This is a genomic window from Methylocystis sp. L43, assembly GCF_015709525.1.
Classification (GTDB): domain Bacteria; phylum Pseudomonadota; class Alphaproteobacteria; order Rhizobiales; family Beijerinckiaceae; genus Methylocystis.
The window spans coordinates 219,075-233,383 of sequence record NZ_JADNRA010000035.1 but is presented as its reverse complement, the minus strand read 5'-3'; the positions used below and the strand labels follow the sequence as shown (position 1 = coordinate 233,383).

Sequence of the window (14,309 nt, the reverse complement as noted above, 5' to 3'; positions counted from 1 at the left end):
TAACCGCTGACTTCATCGTCCAATTCGCGGAAGAGGCGCGGGCATGAGCATCACGGTCATCTTCGGTTCCGACGGCGGCGCGACGAAGGGGGTTGCTTCAAAAATTTCAAGGAAATGCCAGGGGCGGTCTGTGGATATCAAGGACGCTACGACCGACGACTTCGAAAATTGTCATTTGCTGATCCTGGGTTCTCCGACCTATGGCGACGGCACCTTACAAACGGACTGGGAAGAGAACATCGACAAGCTGCGCAGCGCCGACCTGAAGGGCAAAAAAGTCGCCTTGTTCGGCACTGGCGACCAGCAGACCTATCCACTCTCCTTCGTGGACGCGATGGGCATCCTCTATGATGAGGTCTCGGCGCTCGGGGCGCAGGTGATCGGCTTCACCGAGACGTCCGGCTATGACTATGTCGGCTCCACCGCCGATCGGGATGGCAAGTTCGTGGGCCTCGCCCTCGACCAGGACACCCAGTCCGGCATGACTGAAAAAAGAGTGACCGCATGGCTGAGCCAGTTACTTTGATGGACGAGAGCGTTCAGCCCCTGTCGACGCGCTGTCGCTGTGCCGATGCTGCGCCGGTGCTGCGGCTCTTTCATCACAACATCTATGAATACGGAAGGGGCGTTCGCGGCCTGTTTCTGATGACCCTCAGCCGTCGGGAACTGGAAGTGACGCTCGGCAAGTTGGAAAGGCAAGGCATCCATCACTTCGTCCAGGAGCTCAATCAGTTCAAGGTGAACCTCTTCTTTGGCCGGCCCGCCTACGTCGCCGTGGCGCGTTCCATCGTCACGCGTCCGCTCAACGCGCTCACGGCGGAGGAAGACTTCATGCTTGGCACGCTGCTCGGCTACGATCGCGAGCAGCAGTGCCGCCGCTTTCTCACGCGTTCGGGTCGGGGCATGCCGGAGGATCTGCCTCTGGCCGCCGAATGAGGGGATTGCGCCGGCGCCACGTTTGATCAGCCGGCCGCATTGGAGGGCGCCTGAGCGACCCGCGCCTTCAAAAATTCGATCGCTTTCGCCCGCGAGTCGCGCGCTTCGGGGAGAAAGCTCATCAGCTGCCAGGCGTGCGGCACGCAAGGCCAGATCTCGAGCTGCGCGTCGACTCCCGCCTGCCGCGCGCGCGCGACGAGCCGCGTCGAATCGTCTCTCAGCACTTCGTCCGCGCCGACATGAACGAGCAGCGGCGGCAGCCCGGAAAGATCGGCGTAGATCGGCGAAGCAAGTGGATTTCTGCCGCTTTGGCGTCCCAGCACGGCGCGGGCGCCGAGCAGAATGTCCTTGCGCGTGAACAGGGGGTCACGTTCTTCATTCTCGCGCATCGAGGCGCCGGTCGCGGCGAGATCGACCCAGGGCGAGGACAGCGCCGCGGCGACGGGCGGCCGTAAGCCCTCATCGCGGATGCGCAGCAAGAGCGAGACCGCAAGCCCGCCGCCAGCCGAATCGCCGACGATGACGAAGGGGCCCGGCCGCGCCTCGGTGAAGGTCCGATAGGCGCGCAAGACATCTTCGAGCGCGGCGGGAAAGACATGCTCCGGCGCGAGCCGATAGGCTGGCGCGAAGACGTCGAAGTCCGCGCGCGCGAATAGGCGCGAAGCGTAGCGAAAAAGCCGCGGCGACCCGATGAGAAAAGCGCCGCCGTGAAGATAGAACAGCGTTGCAATCGCGCTGCCTGAAGCAGGAGTCCAATCGCCAGGAATCTGTGCCGCGAAAGGCGCGCGCCGTTCGGGAGACAGAGTTTCGACGAGCCGCTGGAGGCCGCGCAAAGGCGCCGTCGACGCCAAGATGCGCGGCTTAACGAAACGGCGAAGGAAGGCGACGGTCCGCCGCGTCGCCGCGCTCGCGCCGCCGGCGCTCATTTTACGGCGGTCGGCTTCGCCGGCGCGGACGTGCTCGAGAGATAATCGAGCGAGGGATCGTTCAACCCGGCTTCGCGCGACTTGTCGCGCCACTCGCGCGCCTCGGCGAGATTGGCCTCGACCCCGAGGCCTTCGGCGAGGATATGCGCGAGACGGTTTTGCGCCACGGCGTTGCCTTTCGCCGCCGCTTTGCGAAACCATTGCACGGCGGCGGCGCGGTCGCGCGGCACGCCGACGCCATTGAACTGGAGAACGGCGAACTCGACCATCGCCGGCGCGAAGTCCAGCTCGGCGCCGCGCCTGAACCATTCCGCGGCTTCCCGCTCGTCCTTCGGAACGCCTCTGCCGGTCTTGTAGAGCACGCCAAGCGCGTAGAGCGAATCCGCGTCCCCCTTCGCCGCGGCGCGGCGGAAATAGTCAAACGCTCTGCCGAAGTCGGACGGCGCGCCCTCATTTTCGAGGGCGAGTTCCCCGATCAGATGGAGGGCGGCGGGATGATCCTGCGCCGCGGCCTTTTCCAGATAGGCGCGGGCGACGGCGCGGTTCTTTGGCGCGCCGGCGCCATTTAGCGCCGCAGCGCCATAGAGATACGCCGCTTCTTTATCGCCGGCGTCGGCGCCCCGCTTGAACCATCCCATTGCGGTGGACAGGTCGCGACCCACGCCCGCGCCTTCGAGGTAAAGCTGGCCGACGAGAGTGAGCGCGGCCGCATCCTTCGGATTGGCGGCGATGCGCTTCTTGGCCTCCTTCATCGCGACCAGATAATCTCCGCGCTGATAGGCGCCGAAGGCCAAGTCTGGCGCGGGCGGCGCATCATTGGCGGCGCGGGCGGCGGGCGCGAGAAAGAGCATGCAACTTGCGATAAACGCCGTCATTGCGAGCGAAGCGAAGCAATCAAGCAGGCATCGTTCGGCTCCTGGATTGCTTCGGCGCGGTGCGCCTCGCAATGACGCGGTCCTCCCTGAGGGACGAGGACGGCTTTGAGTCATGCGCCTGCTCCCTTAAGCCTCGCCTGCGCCTCCGCCACCGCCGCCGCCGGACCGCGCGCGTCGCTCCAGACGGCGTCGTCGAGCCGCACAAAATCGGCGCCCGCCTGAACCAGCGGCGCGACGTCGTCGAGCGATTCCGCGCGAGCGACGCAGGGCGTGTTGAAAAGCTCCGCCCACCAGCCGACGCGCTCAACGAGCGCGTCGCGGTCAAGATCCGAAAACATCACATAGTCGGCGCTCAACTCGCCCGCGCGCATGGCGTCGTCGCGCGTCTCGATATCTCCGGCGCCGACGATATAGCGGGGCGACAGTTTCTTGATGGCGTCGGCAAGATCCTCGCTGCAGCCCGAGACATGGACGCCGTCGGCGCCGGCGCGCAGCGCGACATTGGGCGCCGCCTGGACAAGGACCGCGACGCCTTTATCCTGCGCGCCGGGCGCCAGAGCGCGCACGATCGCTTCCTGGCCGCGTTCGTCGGCATCGGCGAAACGAATGAGCAGGCTCGCGACGTCGCCTGCCGCGAGCGCCTCATTGAGCGCAGGCGCGAAAGCCGCCGCGTCGGCAAGCGGCGGGGTCGCGAGGTAGAGTCGTGCGGTAATATCGTTCATTTGTCCTTCAACCTGTCGAGCCAGACTTGCGCGGCGGCGCGCACATTGTCGGGCGCCGTGCCGCCGAAGCTCTTGCGGCTCTGCACCGACTTCTCGACGCCGAGCACGTCGCAAACATCGGCGTTGATCCGCGGTTCGACGCTCTGCATCTCCTCGAGCGTCAAATCCTCAAGACCCACGCCGCGCGCTTCGGCGAGCGCGACGATGCGGCCGGTGACATGGTGCGCTTCACGAAACGGCAATGACAGCGCCCGCACCAGCCAATCGGCAAGATCGGTCGCGGTCGCATAGCCCGCGCCGGCCGCGGTCTTCATCCGCGCCCGGTCGATGCGCATGTCGCGCACCATGCCGGCGATGGCGGCGATGCAGAGCGATAAGGTATCGAGCGCGTCGAAGGCGCCTTCCTTATCCTCCTGCATGTCCTTCGAATAGGCGAGCGGCAGGCCCTTCATGACGACGAGCAGCGCGACCAGCGCGCCGATGACGCGGCCCGATTTGCCGCGCGCGAGTTCGGCGGCGTCGGGATTGCGCTTTTGCGGCATGATAGACGAGCCGGTGGTGAATTTATCGGACAGCGCGATGAAGCCGAATTGCGGCGTCGTCCAAAGCACGATCTCTTCGGCGAAGCGCGACAGATGCGTGGCGCAGATCGCCGCCGCGCTCAGCGTCTCCAGAACGAAGTCGCGATCGGAGACGCTATCGAGCGAATTCGCCGTCGGCCGATCGAAGCCGAGCGCGCCCGCCGTCATCGCGCGGTCGATCGGAAAGCTCGTCCCCGCCAGCGCCGCTGCGCCGAGCGGACATTCGTTCAGGCGCGCGCGGGCGTCGCGAAGGCGACCGCGATCACGGGCGATCATTTCGACATAGGCGAGCAGATGGTGGCCGAGCGTCACCGGCTGCGCCGATTGCAGATGCGTGAAGCCGGGCATGACGCTTGCCGCCTCTTCCCGCGCGCGGGTCGCAAGCGCCAGCTGCAGATCGGCGAGTTCGGCGTCGAGCGCGTCGATCTGATCGCGGATGTAAAGGCGAAAATCGGTCGCCACCTGGTCGTTGCGCGAGCGTGCGGTATGCAGGCGCCCCGCCGTCGGGCCGATCAGCTCGGCAAGGCGCGACTCGACGTTCATGTGAATGTCTTCGAGCGCGCGCGAAAAATCGAAGCGCTCGTTCTCGATTTCCGCTTTGACTCGCTCCAATCCATCGGCGATCTTCGCCGCGTCGTCGCGCGACACGATCCCCGTTTCGCCGAGCATGGCGACATGGGCGAGCGAGCCGCGGACGTCCTGCAGGCCGAGGCGCTTGTCGAATTCGATCGAGACATTGATCGCCTCCAGAACCGCGTCGGTTGCGCTTTTGAAGCGCCCGCCCCATATCTTGCTCGTCATTTTTAACCTCGGAGCCCACGCCTCATGGCCAAACCGCCGCCGCCCCCGCGATCTTTCCTACTTGTCGTGAAGGCGGCCTCGATAACAATCGCGGCAAGCGTGGCGTTTCTATACGTGATCGGCAGCATGGGCGGCAAGAAACCGCCTGAACGCGCGGTGGATGAAGGCGTCGGCCCCGGCGGCGAGGCTCAGCAGAGCGCGGCCGCCCCGGCTGAGGGCGACGCCGCATGCGCCGCCTCGGCAAAAATCGCCGCCAATGTGAAGGATCTCGCGAAAGGCGAAGTCGCGGCGATGATCGTCGCGCCGAAGCCGGAGCCGATGCCGGACTACGCCTTTGACGGACCCGACGGCGCCCCGGTTTCGCTCGCCTCTTTCAAGGGCAAGACGACGCTCCTCAATATTTGGGCGACCTGGTGCGTGCCCTGCCGCGCCGAGATGCCGGCGCTCGACAGGCTGCAAGAGGCCTTCGCCGGGCAGAATTTCCAGGTCGTCGCCGTCAATGTTGATACGACCCGTCTTGAAAGAGCGAAGGCGTTTCTCGCTGAGACCGGCGTCAAGTCGCTGACCTATTATGGTGATCCAAAGGCCAACATCTTCTACGAGATGAAGCAGTCGGGCAAAGCGCTGGGCCTCCCCACCACGGCGTTGATCGGCCCTGACGGCTGCCAGATCGGGCTGATGAACGGTCCCGCCGCCTGGGACAGCGCGGACGCCAAGGCGCTGATCTCCCGCGCGCTCGAGACGCCTTCGAACTGATCGCGCAGTCGGGTGGCTCGGGCTACGACCGCTTGGTTTGGCGATCGGGCGCCGTGGGCCTGTTTTTTTAAAAAAAGGAGATCGGCGAATGCATGTTTCGATTGAACAGGCGGACAAAGCGATTGCCGCGGCGCGCCGCAAGGCCATCGAGCTCGGCACTCAGATGTGCATCGCCGTCGTCGACTCGGGGGGCGTTCTAAAGGCGTTCGAGCGGATGGACGACGCCTGGGTCGGCAGCATCGACATTGCGATGAAAAAGGCGAAGACCGCCGTCTTCTTCGGCATGCCGACCGGACAGATCGGCAAGCTGTCGCAACCGGGCGGACCGCTCTATGGCATCGAGCACTCGAATGACGGGCTCATCACTTTTCCCGGGGGACTTCCCATCGTCGACGCTGACGGCGTGATGATCGGCGCCATCGGCGTCAGCGGTTCGGCCGTGGAGAATGATCATGCGGTCGCGCAGGCGGGCGTCGAGACGCTCGGCGTTTGCGACCTCCCCGAGCATCCCTGGCGGACCTGAGCCGGGCGCCTAGAGCAGATTCCGAAAAAGTTGACAGACTTTTTCGATGAGAACCTGCTCCAATACTTTGATTGAGCGATTCCTTATCGATCACATGATTCCATGTGATCGGGAAGCGCTCCTAGCGAGGCTTTTTCTTCGGCTTTTTCCGCTTCGCGCCGGGGGCCGTCGTTGCGCTCGGCGTCGCCCTCTGCTCAACCGGCGTCGCAACTGGCGCTGGCGGCGGCGCCGATGGGGCGGCCTCCTGGGGTGAAGACGGCGCAGCGGATTCAGGCGGCGGCGCGGCGGCCTCGGGTTCGGGCGGCGGCGCGCTCGGCGCGCCGCTCTCTTCGACGGGCTGCGCATCGGGAGCTGCCGGAGGCTGCGACCGCGAGGCGGCGAACCACCACGTCGCGGCGGCGAGCGTTAAAATCGCGAGCGCCACCAGGAAGGCGATCCCTCCGCCTCCTCCCCCACCCGCGCCGGAGCGTCGTGGCGGCGGCGGATCGGATGCGGGTCGCGGCGGCGGCGTCTGCACGCTCCTCTTTGTGAGGACCGGCGCGCGTCGAGCAGGTGAACCAGACGACTCAGGAGACACGGCGCGATACTGGCTCCACACCCATGCTGAAGGCGGGGTCTCGCCGCCGCCTCCATTCGAAGAATCCGACATTAGCCCGTCCTCCAGAGACGAATCGTCTGCGCTGGCGACTTGCGCATGTTGCCTCGCCTCGGCGAAGCTCACAAGTGCGCTGCAAGCAAGTTGCGCCGCGCACGCGACACAAAGCCGGGAAGCGCGCTATCTAGTCTGGGCCTTAACCTAAATCAGAGCGAGATCGTGCATGACCATTAAAGCTGGAGACCGACTCCCCGACGTGAAGCTGACCGTCATGGGCAAGAATGGACCGGAGCCGGTCGCCACGAAGGACTATTTTGCGGGACGCAGGGTGGCGCTCTTCAGCGTTCCCGGCGCCTATACGCCGACCTGCCACAAGAAGCATCTGCCGGGCTTCATCGCCAAGGCGGATGAAATCAAATCCAAGGGCGTGGACGCCGTGGCGGTCACGGCGGTCAATGACATTTTCGCGCTCGACGCCTGGGTGAAGGAGTCGGGCGGCGGCGACAAGATCGACGCGCTCGCCGACGGTTCGGCGACTTTCGCCAAAGCGCTCGGCGTCGAACTAGATCTGACCGACGCGGGGCTTGGCGTGCGCGGCAAGCGCTATTCGGCGCTCGTCGACGACGGCGTCGTCAAATGGATCAATGTCGAGGAGAATTCGAGCGAAGCGACGGTCTCGACGGCCGAAGCCACGCTCGCCCATCTCTAGGCGTTCCCTCTTAAGAAACGCGGACCAAGCGGTCGCCGTTCTAGCGCTGTGAAGATTGCGTCAGCGCCGCGACGCCCGGCAGCGTCTTTCCTTCGAGCCATTCGAGAAAGGCGCCGCCGGCCGTCGACACATACGAAAATTCCTGCGCGACATGCGCCTGGTTGAGCGCCGCCACGGTGTCGCCGCCGCCGGCGATCGACAGCAGCTTGCCCTCGACGGTAAGCCGCGCCGCCGTCTGCGCGACGGCGTTGGTGCCTTCGTCGAAGGGCGGAAGTTCGAACGCTCCGAACGGGCCGTTCCACACCAGCGTCTTGCACTTGGCGAGCAGCGATTCGACATGGGCGATCGATTTCGGCCCGACGTCGAGGATCATGTCGTTTTCGCCGACATGATCGACCGAGACGATATGCGACGGCGCATGCGCCTCGAATTTTTGCGCGACCGTGGCGTCGATCGGCAGCACGACGTCGCAGCCGGCCTTCTCTGCTTTGACGAGGATTTCCCGCGCGGCCCCGGCGAGATCATGTTCGCACAGCGATTTGCCGACGCTCTTGCCTTGCGCCGCGAGGAAGGTGTTGGCCATGCCCCCGCCGATGACGAGATATTCGACCTTCGCGACGAGATTGCCCAGGAGTTCGAGCTTCGTCGACACTTTCGCGCCGCCGACGATCGCCATGACCGGCCGCTGCGGATTGGCGAGCGCGGATTGCAGCGCTTCGAGCTCCGCCTGCATGGCGCGGCCGGCGTAGGCCGGCAGTCTGTGGGCTATTCCTTCGGTCGAGGCGTGCGCGCGATGCGCCGCCGAAAAGGCGTCGCTGACGAAGATGTCGCCGCTCTTGGCGAGCGCGTCGATAAAGTCGGCGGCGTTCTTTTCTTCGCCCTTGTGAAAGCGGGTGTTCTCAAGCAGGGCGACGTCGCCGTCCTTGAGCCCATCGACGATCTTGGCCACAGCGTCGCCGACGCAATCGTCGGCGAAGGCGATCTTGCGTTTGAGAAAATGTTCGAGCGTCGGGACGACCTGGCGCAGCGACTCCTCGTCGACGCGCTGGCCCTTCGGCCGGCCGAAATGCGAAAGTAGAACGACTCTGCCGCCTTTTTCCACGATCTCGTTGATCGTCGGCAGCGCACGCTCGATGCGCGTCGCGTCGGTGACGCGCCCGTCCTCCATCGGCACATTGAGATCGACGCGCAGCAACACGCGCTTTCCTTTGACATCGACGTCGTCGAGAGTGTGGAAAGCGGTCATGTCGGGCGTCCAATCGCGGCTTGAAAAGGCAAGCGCGGACCCGAAGGTCCGCGCCGGCGTGGTGGAACAATGCTTAAAGAAGCTTGCCGATCGCGCTCGCCACATCGGTCATGCGGCCGGAGAAGCCCCATTCATTGTCGTACCAGGACAGGATCGACACGAGATTGCCGTCCAGGACCTTGGTCTGGTCGAGATGGAAGCAGGACGAGAGCGGATTGTGGTTGAAGTCGATCGACACGAGCTTTTCGTCCGTGTAGCCGAGCACGCCCTTGAGCGGACCATCGGCGGCGGCCTTGATCGCGGCGTGCACCTCATCCTTCGTCGTCGGTCGCTTGGCGACAAATTTCAGATCGACCGCCGAGACGTTGGGCGTCGGCACGCGAATGGCGTAGCCGTCGAGCTTGCCGTTCAGCTCCGGCAATACGAGTCCGACGGCCTTCGCCGCGCCCGTCGAGGTCGGGATCATCGATAGCGCCGCCGCGCGAGCGCGGTAGAGATCCTTATGCATCGTGTCGAGCGTCGGCTGATCGCCCGTATAGGAGTGGATCGTCGTCATGATCCCCTTCTCGATGCCGATCGCCTCGTGCAGCACTTTGGCGACCGGCGCGAGACAGTTCGTCGTGCAGGAGGCGTTGGAGATCACGAGATGATCCTTGGTGATCTTGTCGTGATTGACGCCATAGACGACCGTAATGTCGGCGCCTTCGGCGGGCGCTGAAACCAGCACGCGCTTCGCGCCCGCGTCGAGCAGCAATTTGGCCTTGTCGCGCGCGGTGAAAAGCCCGGTGCATTCCAGCGCGATGTCGATCTTGAGGTCCTTGTAGGGAAGCTCGGCCGGATTTTTGATGGCGGTCACCTGGATGGGGCCGCGGCCGACGTCGATCGTGTTTCCGGCGACTTTCACCTCATGCGGGAAGCGGCCGTGCACTGAATCATATCGCAACAGATGCGCATTGGTCTCGACCGGGCCGAGATCATTGATGGCGACGACTTCGAGGTCCGTGCGTCCGGTCTCGATGATATAGCGCAGGATATTGCGGCCGATGCGCCCGAATCCGTTGATCGCCACTCTCACGGTCATTTGGAAAATCTCCTTGCGCCGCCGGAACTCCGCGGCCCTCGCCATCGAGCCTGTTGGCTCTGGAGGCGAGCGTGTGATAGCACCTCGCGCCCCCCTGTCAACGCGCCGAGGTCGCGCCATTTGGCGCGGTTTCGATTTGCGCGATTCATGCTAGGAACAGGCTGGCAAGCGAATCGTTCGGCGCGTTCGCCGCGCCGCAAAGCCATGCACATTCTGCGACCGGCGATGAACCAATCAGATAAGCGCGACGAAGAAAACGCCAAGAGGCTCGAGGCCGCCGTCGCAGAGCTGCAGGCGGCGCTCGCTCAGCTGGAGCGCACGGTCGCCGCAAAGCTCGAAGACGAGCTGTCCAGCGCCGAACTCGAAGAAGAACTCGCCGTCATGCAAGACGATCGGTCGCGCCTCGCCCTCGATCTCGACGCCGCGCTGGCGCGGCAGAACGCCCTGGAGAAGAGCCGCGACGAGGTGCTGCGAAGGCTTGAAGCCGCAAGCGAAGGCGTCGCCGCGGCGCTCGGCGGGGCGGGCGTGGCCTCGACCCAGGAGGATTGACATGGCCGCCGTCGTCGTCGCCATCGCCGGCCGCACCTATCGCATGTCCTGCGAGGAGGGCGAGGAGCAGCGGATCGAAGAGCTCGCGCGTTACGTGGAAAGCAAGATCCAGTCGATGCGCGAGAGCTTCGGCGAGATCGGCGAGCAGCGCATCATCGTGATGGCCGCGCTCGCAATCGCCGACGAGGCGACGGACGCACGCGCCAAAGCGCAGGCGACGGAAGCCGAGTTCGCTGCGCTGCGCGCCGAGCTCGACGCCGCGCGGAAGGCGAGCGACGCGGCGTCGGCGCTCGCCGCCAAGGCGCTTGGCGACGCGACGCGTCGGATCGTGAAGCTCAATGGCGAACTGTCGCCGCCGGCCGCGTCGCCGGACGATGGTCTCTAGGTCCTGGATGCGGCGGTGAAAACCGCCAGTTGAGCCTCGAAAGCACGCCTGTATGCGGGCCGCGCTTCGCCGCGGGCGACATAGGCGGAGAGGTTCGGATATTGGTCCAGTAGACCCGACGCTTTCAACCTGAGCAGCACCGACGCCATCATCAGGTCGCCCGCGCTGAACGGACCATCGAGCCATTCGGCGTCGCCAAGGCGACCCGAAAGTTCGCTCAGCCGTTTACGGACGCGTTCCTCGACGACAGGCAGACGCTGCTCGTACCAGGCTTCGTCGCGCTCCAGAAGCCTGGCGAATGCAAGATCAATGACTGGCGGCTCCATCGTGCTGAGCGCTGCAAACATCCATGTGATCGCGCGCGCCCGCGCATTCACATCGTCTGGCAGCAGGCCAGCATGGCGCTCCGCGATATGGAACACGATCGCCCCCGACTCGAAGAGCGCGAGATCGCCTTCTTCATAGGTCGGAATCTGTCCGAAAGGATGAAGCGCGAGATGCGCCGGCTCCTTCATCGCTTTGAATGAAAGTAGCCGAACGTCGTAGGGTTGGCCCACTTCTTCGAGCGCCCAGCGAACGCGCATGTCACGCGCCAGTCCCTTGCCGCTATCGGGCGACCGTTCAAAGGCGGTAATGGTGGGGGTCATTGTAAAGCTCGCCGGACAGCCGCCAGTCTCCTCAACTCATCGGCGGCACACTCGGTCAGTGAGCCTGACCCCCATCGCCCGCTTGAGATTACTTGTTCACGCCCCAATCTTCGAAACTCGGGTCCCGCTTGGCTTTTTCGAGATTGTCCGCCTGTTCCGATAATTGATAATTTTGGTTTTGCGCCGCCATGGCCTCGGCGCCATCCTTCATAATCGCGATCTTCATCTGCTCTGTGGCGAGGCGATTGAGCTCATTGATCCACTGATTGAGAGCCAGCAGCAAGTTGCGTTTGCGCTCTCGTTGAATGTCATGCGACGAATCACTGTTCTCGGACAGCGCGAGTTCTTGCTGAGTTTCGGCGATCATCTCATCGAGCTTCTTGATCTTCTCCTCCGCCGCGGCGACCTTGTCCGGAGCGTCGGCCTTGGCTTTTTCGAGCGCCGCTTCGGCTTCAGCGCGCGCCTTCTTGAGATTGTCGAGGCCGTTCCGCAGCCATTTCGACTGGATCTTCAGGAGCGAGTCGCGCGGAACCCCGCTGAGGCTCAGCGAATTCGGAATGGGAAAATATTCGCCGAGCTGCGCCGCGTCAGCCGGCGCCGCTGAAATCGCGCAGGCGAGCAGGCCACAGAGAACGGCGCCGGCCAACGTCCTGCGGACGCTGGCCGTTTTGCTGATGAAGTTCATGAGTTTCTCCCGGTATGCTGCGCTTTTTTAGCGCGCTTTTCTTTGCGCAAACTGAGCCATCATATGACGTCTGGCAAGCCCCGGCGCGGCGCGGCGACCTAAACGAGTCGAGCGAAGCGCTTGACTGCCTCAGCGCTTCGCGCCAGCCTGCGTCCGCCGGGGGAGCCCGCCCGGCGGCGCTCCAACGAGGCCGCCACAGGGCTGAGAGGCCGCAAGACGCGCGAGAACGCGGGGGCGGCGACCCTTCGAACCTGATCCAGTTGAGACTGGCGGAGGGATGGTGTCAGCGAGATTTCCCAAAAGGCCCCGCTCATGCTCGCGCGCGTGATCGGCGCCGGCGTCGCCGGACTCTGCGCCGCCTATGCGCTCGCGCGGAAGGGCGTGGAGGTGGAGATCGTCGAGCGCGAGTCTGCGCCGGGCCTTGGCTGCTCGCGTTTCGCCGGCGGCATGATCGCGCCCTGGTGCGAACTGGAAAGCGCCGAGCCCCTGGTCGCCACGCTCGGCGAAGAGGCGCTCGATTTCTGGTCGCGCGAGCTTGGAATCGCGACAATCGCCGGCAGCCTTGTCGTGGCGCCCGCGCGGGAGCGGGCGGAACTCGCCGACTTCGCCCGGCGCACGCGCAATTTCGAATCACTGGACGCGAAGGCCATCGCGGCGCTCGAGCCAGATCTCGCCGGGCGTTTCGACGCCGCGTTGTTTTTTCGGCAAGAAGCGCATCTCGATCCCCGCGCGGCGCTCGTTGCGCTGACCGGGCGCCTCGCGCAACTGCCGAATGTGACGCTGCATGTTCAGCAGGACGCCGCCGCACTGGCGACGATCCCCGATTGGGTCATCGACTGCCGCGGCTTTGCGGCGCGCGACGCGCTTCCCGGCCTGCGCGGCGTCAAGGGCGAAATGCTGATTCTGCGCAGCGACGAGATTTCCCTGACGCGTCCGGTGCGCATGCTGCATCCGCGCCGGCCGGTTTATGTCGTTCCGCGCGGCGAGGGGCTGTTCATGGTCGGCGCGACGATGATCGAGAATGAGGAGCGCGCGCGGGTCACCGCGCGGTCGGTCGTCGAACTCGTCAACTCCGCCTTTGCGGTCCACCCGGCCTTCGCCGAGGCCGAAATTGTCGAAACCGGCTCGGACCTCCGTCCTGCCTTCGCCGATAATCTGCCCCGTCTTTTGAAGCGGGGTCACACACTCTATATCAATGGGCTCTACCGCCACGGGTTCCTGCTTGCGCCGGCGCTGGCGCGCCGCGCGGCTGAGGTCGTCGTAAACGACGGGTATTTCCCAGAGGTGATGGATGCTGATTCAAATCAACGGGCGGCCGCAGGATGTGAGCGCGACGACGTTGCAAATGCTGCTGGACGAACTGGGGTACGATGAAAAGACCGTCGGCACCGCTTTGAACCAGGAATTCGTGCGCGCCAGGGACCGCGCCGAGACGCGGCTTTGCGAAGGCGACGCCGTCGAAATCGTGACGCCGAGACAGGGCGGGTGAGCGAGTTTGACGCATGAATGACCCGGTGACGCTTTACGACGTCGCGCTGTCCTCTCGGCTGCTGCTCGGCACCGCCCGCTATCCTTCGCCGGCCATCCTGGCGGAATCCATTCGCGCGTCGGGATGCGAGATCGTCACCGTCTCGCTGCGACGCGAAGCCGGCGGCGCGCGCGCGGGCGAGGCCTTCTGGAGCCTCATCCGCGACGTCGGCGTGCGCGTGCTCCCAAACACCGCCGGCTGTCGCACCGCCAAGGAGGCGATCGCAACCGCGCAAATGGCGCGGGAAGTCTTCGCGACCGACTGGATCAAACTGGAAGTGATCGGGGAAGAGGACACGCTACAGCCCGACGTCTTCGGGCTCGTCGAGGCGGCGCGCGCGCTCGCGAATGACGGCTTCAAGGTCTTTCCCTACACGACCGACGATCTCGTGGTGGCGGATAAGCTGCTCGACGCCGGCTGCCGCGTGCTGATGCCCTGGGCGGCGCCGATCGGCTCCGGACGCGGGGTCAACGACGCTTTCGCCTTGCGGGCGCTGCGCGCGCATTTTCCCGATATCCCGCTCATCGTCGACGCGGGGCTCGGCGCGCCCTCCCACGCCGCGCTCGTTATGGAGATGGGCTATGACGCCGTGCTGCTCAACACCGCCGTTTCCCGCGCCGGCGACCCCGTCTTGATGGCGCGGGCCTTCGCCCTCGCGATCGAAGCCGGCCGCGCCGGCTTTCGTGCGCAGCCGATGACCCCGCGCGATATGGCGGAGCCTTCGACGCCGATCATCGGCCGTCCCTTCGACAGACTGGCGTAGC

Annotated in this window: 19 protein-coding genes and 1 riboswitch; of the genes, 10 read left to right on the top strand and 9 right to left on the bottom strand. The window is 65.0% G+C overall.

Features of this window, described 5'->3' with window-relative positions:
- Window positions 1-43 precede the first annotated feature (43 nt).
- Together fldA and IYX23_RS17340 are read left to right on the top strand one after the other, a co-directional pair.
- Window positions 44-526, top strand: a complete 483-nt coding sequence (gene fldA / locus IYX23_RS17345; protein ID WP_196394215.1) for a flavodoxin FldA — start codon at window positions 44-46, stop codon at window positions 524-526.
- On the top strand, window positions 505-936 hold the full coding sequence (locus tag IYX23_RS17340) for a DUF2023 family protein (RefSeq protein ID WP_246716916.1): 432 nt from the start codon (window positions 505-507) through the stop codon (window positions 934-936). Before fldA ends, IYX23_RS17340 begins: the two co-directional genes overlap by 22 nt.
- A gap of 26 nt (window positions 937-962) precedes the next feature.
- Here IYX23_RS17340 and IYX23_RS17335 read toward each other — a convergent pair whose 3' ends face one another.
- The 4 genes from IYX23_RS17335 to argH form a co-directional block, all read right to left on the bottom strand.
- Window positions 963-1,862, bottom strand: a complete 900-nt coding sequence (locus IYX23_RS17335; RefSeq protein ID WP_196394214.1) for an alpha/beta hydrolase — start codon at window positions 1,860-1,862, stop codon at window positions 963-965.
- The gene (locus tag IYX23_RS17330; protein WP_196394213.1) at window positions 1,859-2,737 is read right to left on the bottom strand and encodes a tetratricopeptide repeat protein; all 879 of its coding nucleotides are present in this window, start codon (window positions 2,735-2,737) and stop codon (window positions 1,859-1,861) included. Before IYX23_RS17330 ends, IYX23_RS17335 begins: the two co-directional genes overlap by 4 nt.
- Before the next feature lie 110 nt (window positions 2,738-2,847).
- Window positions 2,848-3,459, bottom strand: coding sequence for a thiamine phosphate synthase (locus tag IYX23_RS17325; protein WP_196394212.1), 612 nt, complete (start codon window positions 3,457-3,459; stop codon window positions 2,848-2,850).
- Window positions 3,456-4,841 (bottom strand): argininosuccinate lyase, encoded by a 1,386-nt coding sequence (argH, locus tag IYX23_RS17320; RefSeq protein WP_196394211.1) that lies wholly within the window; start codon window positions 4,839-4,841, stop codon window positions 3,456-3,458. The genes IYX23_RS17325 and argH overlap by 4 nt, the downstream gene beginning before the upstream one ends.
- Window positions 4,842-4,865: 24 nt before the next feature.
- Here argH and IYX23_RS17315 point away from each other — a divergent pair, with 24 nt between their 5' ends.
- Together IYX23_RS17315 and IYX23_RS17310 are read left to right on the top strand one after the other, a co-directional pair.
- Window positions 4,866-5,597 carry a TlpA disulfide reductase family protein gene (locus IYX23_RS17315; RefSeq protein ID WP_196394210.1) on the top strand — a complete coding sequence of 244 codons (732 nt, stop codon included), beginning with the start codon at window positions 4,866-4,868 and terminating at the stop codon, window positions 5,595-5,597.
- An 88-nt stretch (window positions 5,598-5,685) separates the two neighbouring features.
- The gene (locus tag IYX23_RS17310; RefSeq protein ID WP_196394209.1) at window positions 5,686-6,120 is read left to right on the top strand and encodes a heme-binding protein; all 435 of its coding nucleotides are present in this window, start codon (window positions 5,686-5,688) and stop codon (window positions 6,118-6,120) included.
- 121 nt (window positions 6,121-6,241) lie between these two features.
- Here IYX23_RS17310 and IYX23_RS17305 read toward each other — a convergent pair whose 3' ends face one another.
- Window positions 6,242-6,544 carry a hypothetical protein gene (locus tag IYX23_RS17305; RefSeq protein ID WP_196394208.1) on the bottom strand — a complete coding sequence of 101 codons (303 nt, stop codon included), beginning with the start codon at window positions 6,542-6,544 and terminating at the stop codon, window positions 6,242-6,244.
- 394 nt (window positions 6,545-6,938) lie between these two features.
- Here IYX23_RS17305 and IYX23_RS17300 point away from each other — a divergent pair, with 394 nt between their 5' ends.
- Complete coding sequence (locus IYX23_RS17300) at window positions 6,939-7,424, top strand: peroxiredoxin (protein ID WP_196394207.1); 486 nt, start codon at window positions 6,939-6,941, stop codon at window positions 7,422-7,424.
- 40 nt (window positions 7,425-7,464) lie between these two features.
- Here IYX23_RS17300 and IYX23_RS17295 read toward each other — a convergent pair whose 3' ends face one another.
- The gene (locus tag IYX23_RS17295; protein ID WP_196394206.1) at window positions 7,465-8,670 is read right to left on the bottom strand and encodes a phosphoglycerate kinase; all 1,206 of its coding nucleotides are present in this window, start codon (window positions 8,668-8,670) and stop codon (window positions 7,465-7,467) included.
- Window positions 8,671-8,743: 73 nt separating this feature from the next.
- Window positions 8,744-9,751: a type I glyceraldehyde-3-phosphate dehydrogenase gene (gene gap / locus IYX23_RS17290; protein WP_196394205.1), complete on the bottom strand. Its 1,008-nt coding sequence runs from the start codon at window positions 9,749-9,751 to the stop codon at window positions 8,744-8,746.
- Window positions 9,752-9,976: 225 nt separating this feature from the next.
- Between gap and IYX23_RS17285 the strand changes: the two genes are divergently transcribed.
- Together IYX23_RS17285 and IYX23_RS17280 are read left to right on the top strand one after the other, a co-directional pair.
- The gene (locus IYX23_RS17285) at window positions 9,977-10,300 is read left to right on the top strand and encodes a DUF4164 family protein (protein WP_196394204.1); all 324 of its coding nucleotides are present in this window, start codon (window positions 9,977-9,979) and stop codon (window positions 10,298-10,300) included.
- Window position 10,301: 1 nt separating this feature from the next.
- Window positions 10,302-10,685 carry a cell division protein ZapA gene (locus IYX23_RS17280; RefSeq protein WP_018406317.1) on the top strand — a complete coding sequence of 128 codons (384 nt, stop codon included), beginning with the start codon at window positions 10,302-10,304 and terminating at the stop codon, window positions 10,683-10,685.
- Here IYX23_RS17280 and IYX23_RS17275 read toward each other — a convergent pair.
- Window positions 10,682-11,332 carry a glutathione S-transferase family protein gene (locus IYX23_RS17275; RefSeq protein ID WP_196394203.1) on the bottom strand — a complete coding sequence of 217 codons (651 nt, stop codon included), beginning with the start codon at window positions 11,330-11,332 and terminating at the stop codon, window positions 10,682-10,684. The two genes, IYX23_RS17280 and IYX23_RS17275, sit on opposite strands and share 4 nt — an antisense overlap.
- An 88-nt stretch (window positions 11,333-11,420) precedes the next feature.
- Window positions 11,421-12,017, bottom strand: coding sequence for a hypothetical protein (locus tag IYX23_RS17270; RefSeq protein ID WP_196394202.1), 597 nt, complete (start codon window positions 12,015-12,017; stop codon window positions 11,421-11,423).
- A gap of 148 nt (window positions 12,018-12,165) precedes the next feature.
- Window positions 12,166-12,313: riboswitch (TPP riboswitch) on the top strand.
- Between the two features lie 16 nt (window positions 12,314-12,329).
- On the opposite strand from IYX23_RS17270, the gene IYX23_RS17265 reads away from it, so the two are divergent.
- The 3 genes from IYX23_RS17265 to IYX23_RS17255 are packed head-to-tail and all read left to right on the top strand — an operon-like array spanning window position 12,330 to window position 14,308.
- Entirely contained in the window at window positions 12,330-13,391 is a 1,062-nt protein-coding gene (locus IYX23_RS17265; RefSeq protein WP_196394201.1) for an FAD-dependent oxidoreductase, read from the top strand.
- Entirely contained in the window at window positions 13,363-13,506 is a 144-nt protein-coding gene (gene thiS, locus IYX23_RS17260) for a sulfur carrier protein ThiS (RefSeq protein ID WP_348643683.1), read from the top strand. Before IYX23_RS17265 ends, thiS begins: the two co-directional genes overlap by 29 nt.
- A gap of 13 nt (window positions 13,507-13,519) precedes the next feature.
- Window positions 13,520-14,308, top strand: coding sequence for a thiazole synthase (locus IYX23_RS17255; protein ID WP_196394199.1), 789 nt, complete (start codon window positions 13,520-13,522; stop codon window positions 14,306-14,308).
- Window position 14,309 lies beyond the last annotated feature (1 nt).

Excerpts from the sequence above, each read along its gene's own strand:
- fldA (WP_196394215.1), top strand. The coding sequence starts at position 44 with ATGAGCATCACGGTCATCTTCGGTTCCGACGGCGGCGCGACGAAGGGG.
- IYX23_RS17340 (WP_246716916.1), top strand. The coding sequence starts at position 505 with ATGGCTGAGCCAGTTACTTTGATGGACGAGAGCGTTCAGCCCCTGTCG.
- IYX23_RS17335 (WP_196394214.1), bottom strand. The coding sequence starts at position 1,862 with ATGAGCGCCGGCGGCGCGAGCGCGGCGACGCGGCGGACCGTCGCCTTC.
- IYX23_RS17330 (WP_196394213.1), bottom strand. The coding sequence starts at position 2,737 with ATGACGGCGTTTATCGCAAGTTGCATGCTCTTTCTCGCGCCCGCCGCC.
- IYX23_RS17325 (WP_196394212.1), bottom strand. The coding sequence starts at position 3,459 with ATGAACGATATTACCGCACGACTCTACCTCGCGACCCCGCCGCTTGCC.
- argH (WP_196394211.1), bottom strand. The coding sequence starts at position 4,841 with ATGACGAGCAAGATATGGGGCGGGCGCTTCAAAAGCGCAACCGACGCG.
- IYX23_RS17315 (WP_196394210.1), top strand. The coding sequence starts at position 4,866 with ATGGCCAAACCGCCGCCGCCCCCGCGATCTTTCCTACTTGTCGTGAAG.
- IYX23_RS17310 (WP_196394209.1), top strand. The coding sequence starts at position 5,686 with ATGCATGTTTCGATTGAACAGGCGGACAAAGCGATTGCCGCGGCGCGC.
- IYX23_RS17300 (WP_196394207.1), top strand. The coding sequence starts at position 6,939 with ATGACCATTAAAGCTGGAGACCGACTCCCCGACGTGAAGCTGACCGTC.
- IYX23_RS17295 (WP_196394206.1), bottom strand. The coding sequence starts at position 8,670 with ATGACCGCTTTCCACACTCTCGACGACGTCGATGTCAAAGGAAAGCGC.
- gap (WP_196394205.1), bottom strand. The coding sequence starts at position 9,751 with ATGACCGTGAGAGTGGCGATCAACGGATTCGGGCGCATCGGCCGCAAT.
- IYX23_RS17285 (WP_196394204.1), top strand. The coding sequence starts at position 9,977 with ATGAACCAATCAGATAAGCGCGACGAAGAAAACGCCAAGAGGCTCGAG.
- IYX23_RS17280 (WP_018406317.1), top strand. The coding sequence starts at position 10,302 with ATGGCCGCCGTCGTCGTCGCCATCGCCGGCCGCACCTATCGCATGTCC.
- IYX23_RS17275 (WP_196394203.1), bottom strand. The coding sequence starts at position 11,332 with ATGACCCCCACCATTACCGCCTTTGAACGGTCGCCCGATAGCGGCAAG.
- IYX23_RS17270 (WP_196394202.1), bottom strand. The coding sequence starts at position 12,017 with ATGAACTTCATCAGCAAAACGGCCAGCGTCCGCAGGACGTTGGCCGGC.
- IYX23_RS17265 (WP_196394201.1), top strand. The coding sequence starts at position 12,330 with ATGCTCGCGCGCGTGATCGGCGCCGGCGTCGCCGGACTCTGCGCCGCC.
- thiS (WP_348643683.1), top strand. The coding sequence starts at position 13,363 with ATGCTGCTGGACGAACTGGGGTACGATGAAAAGACCGTCGGCACCGCT.
- IYX23_RS17255 (WP_196394199.1), top strand. The coding sequence starts at position 13,520 with ATGAATGACCCGGTGACGCTTTACGACGTCGCGCTGTCCTCTCGGCTG.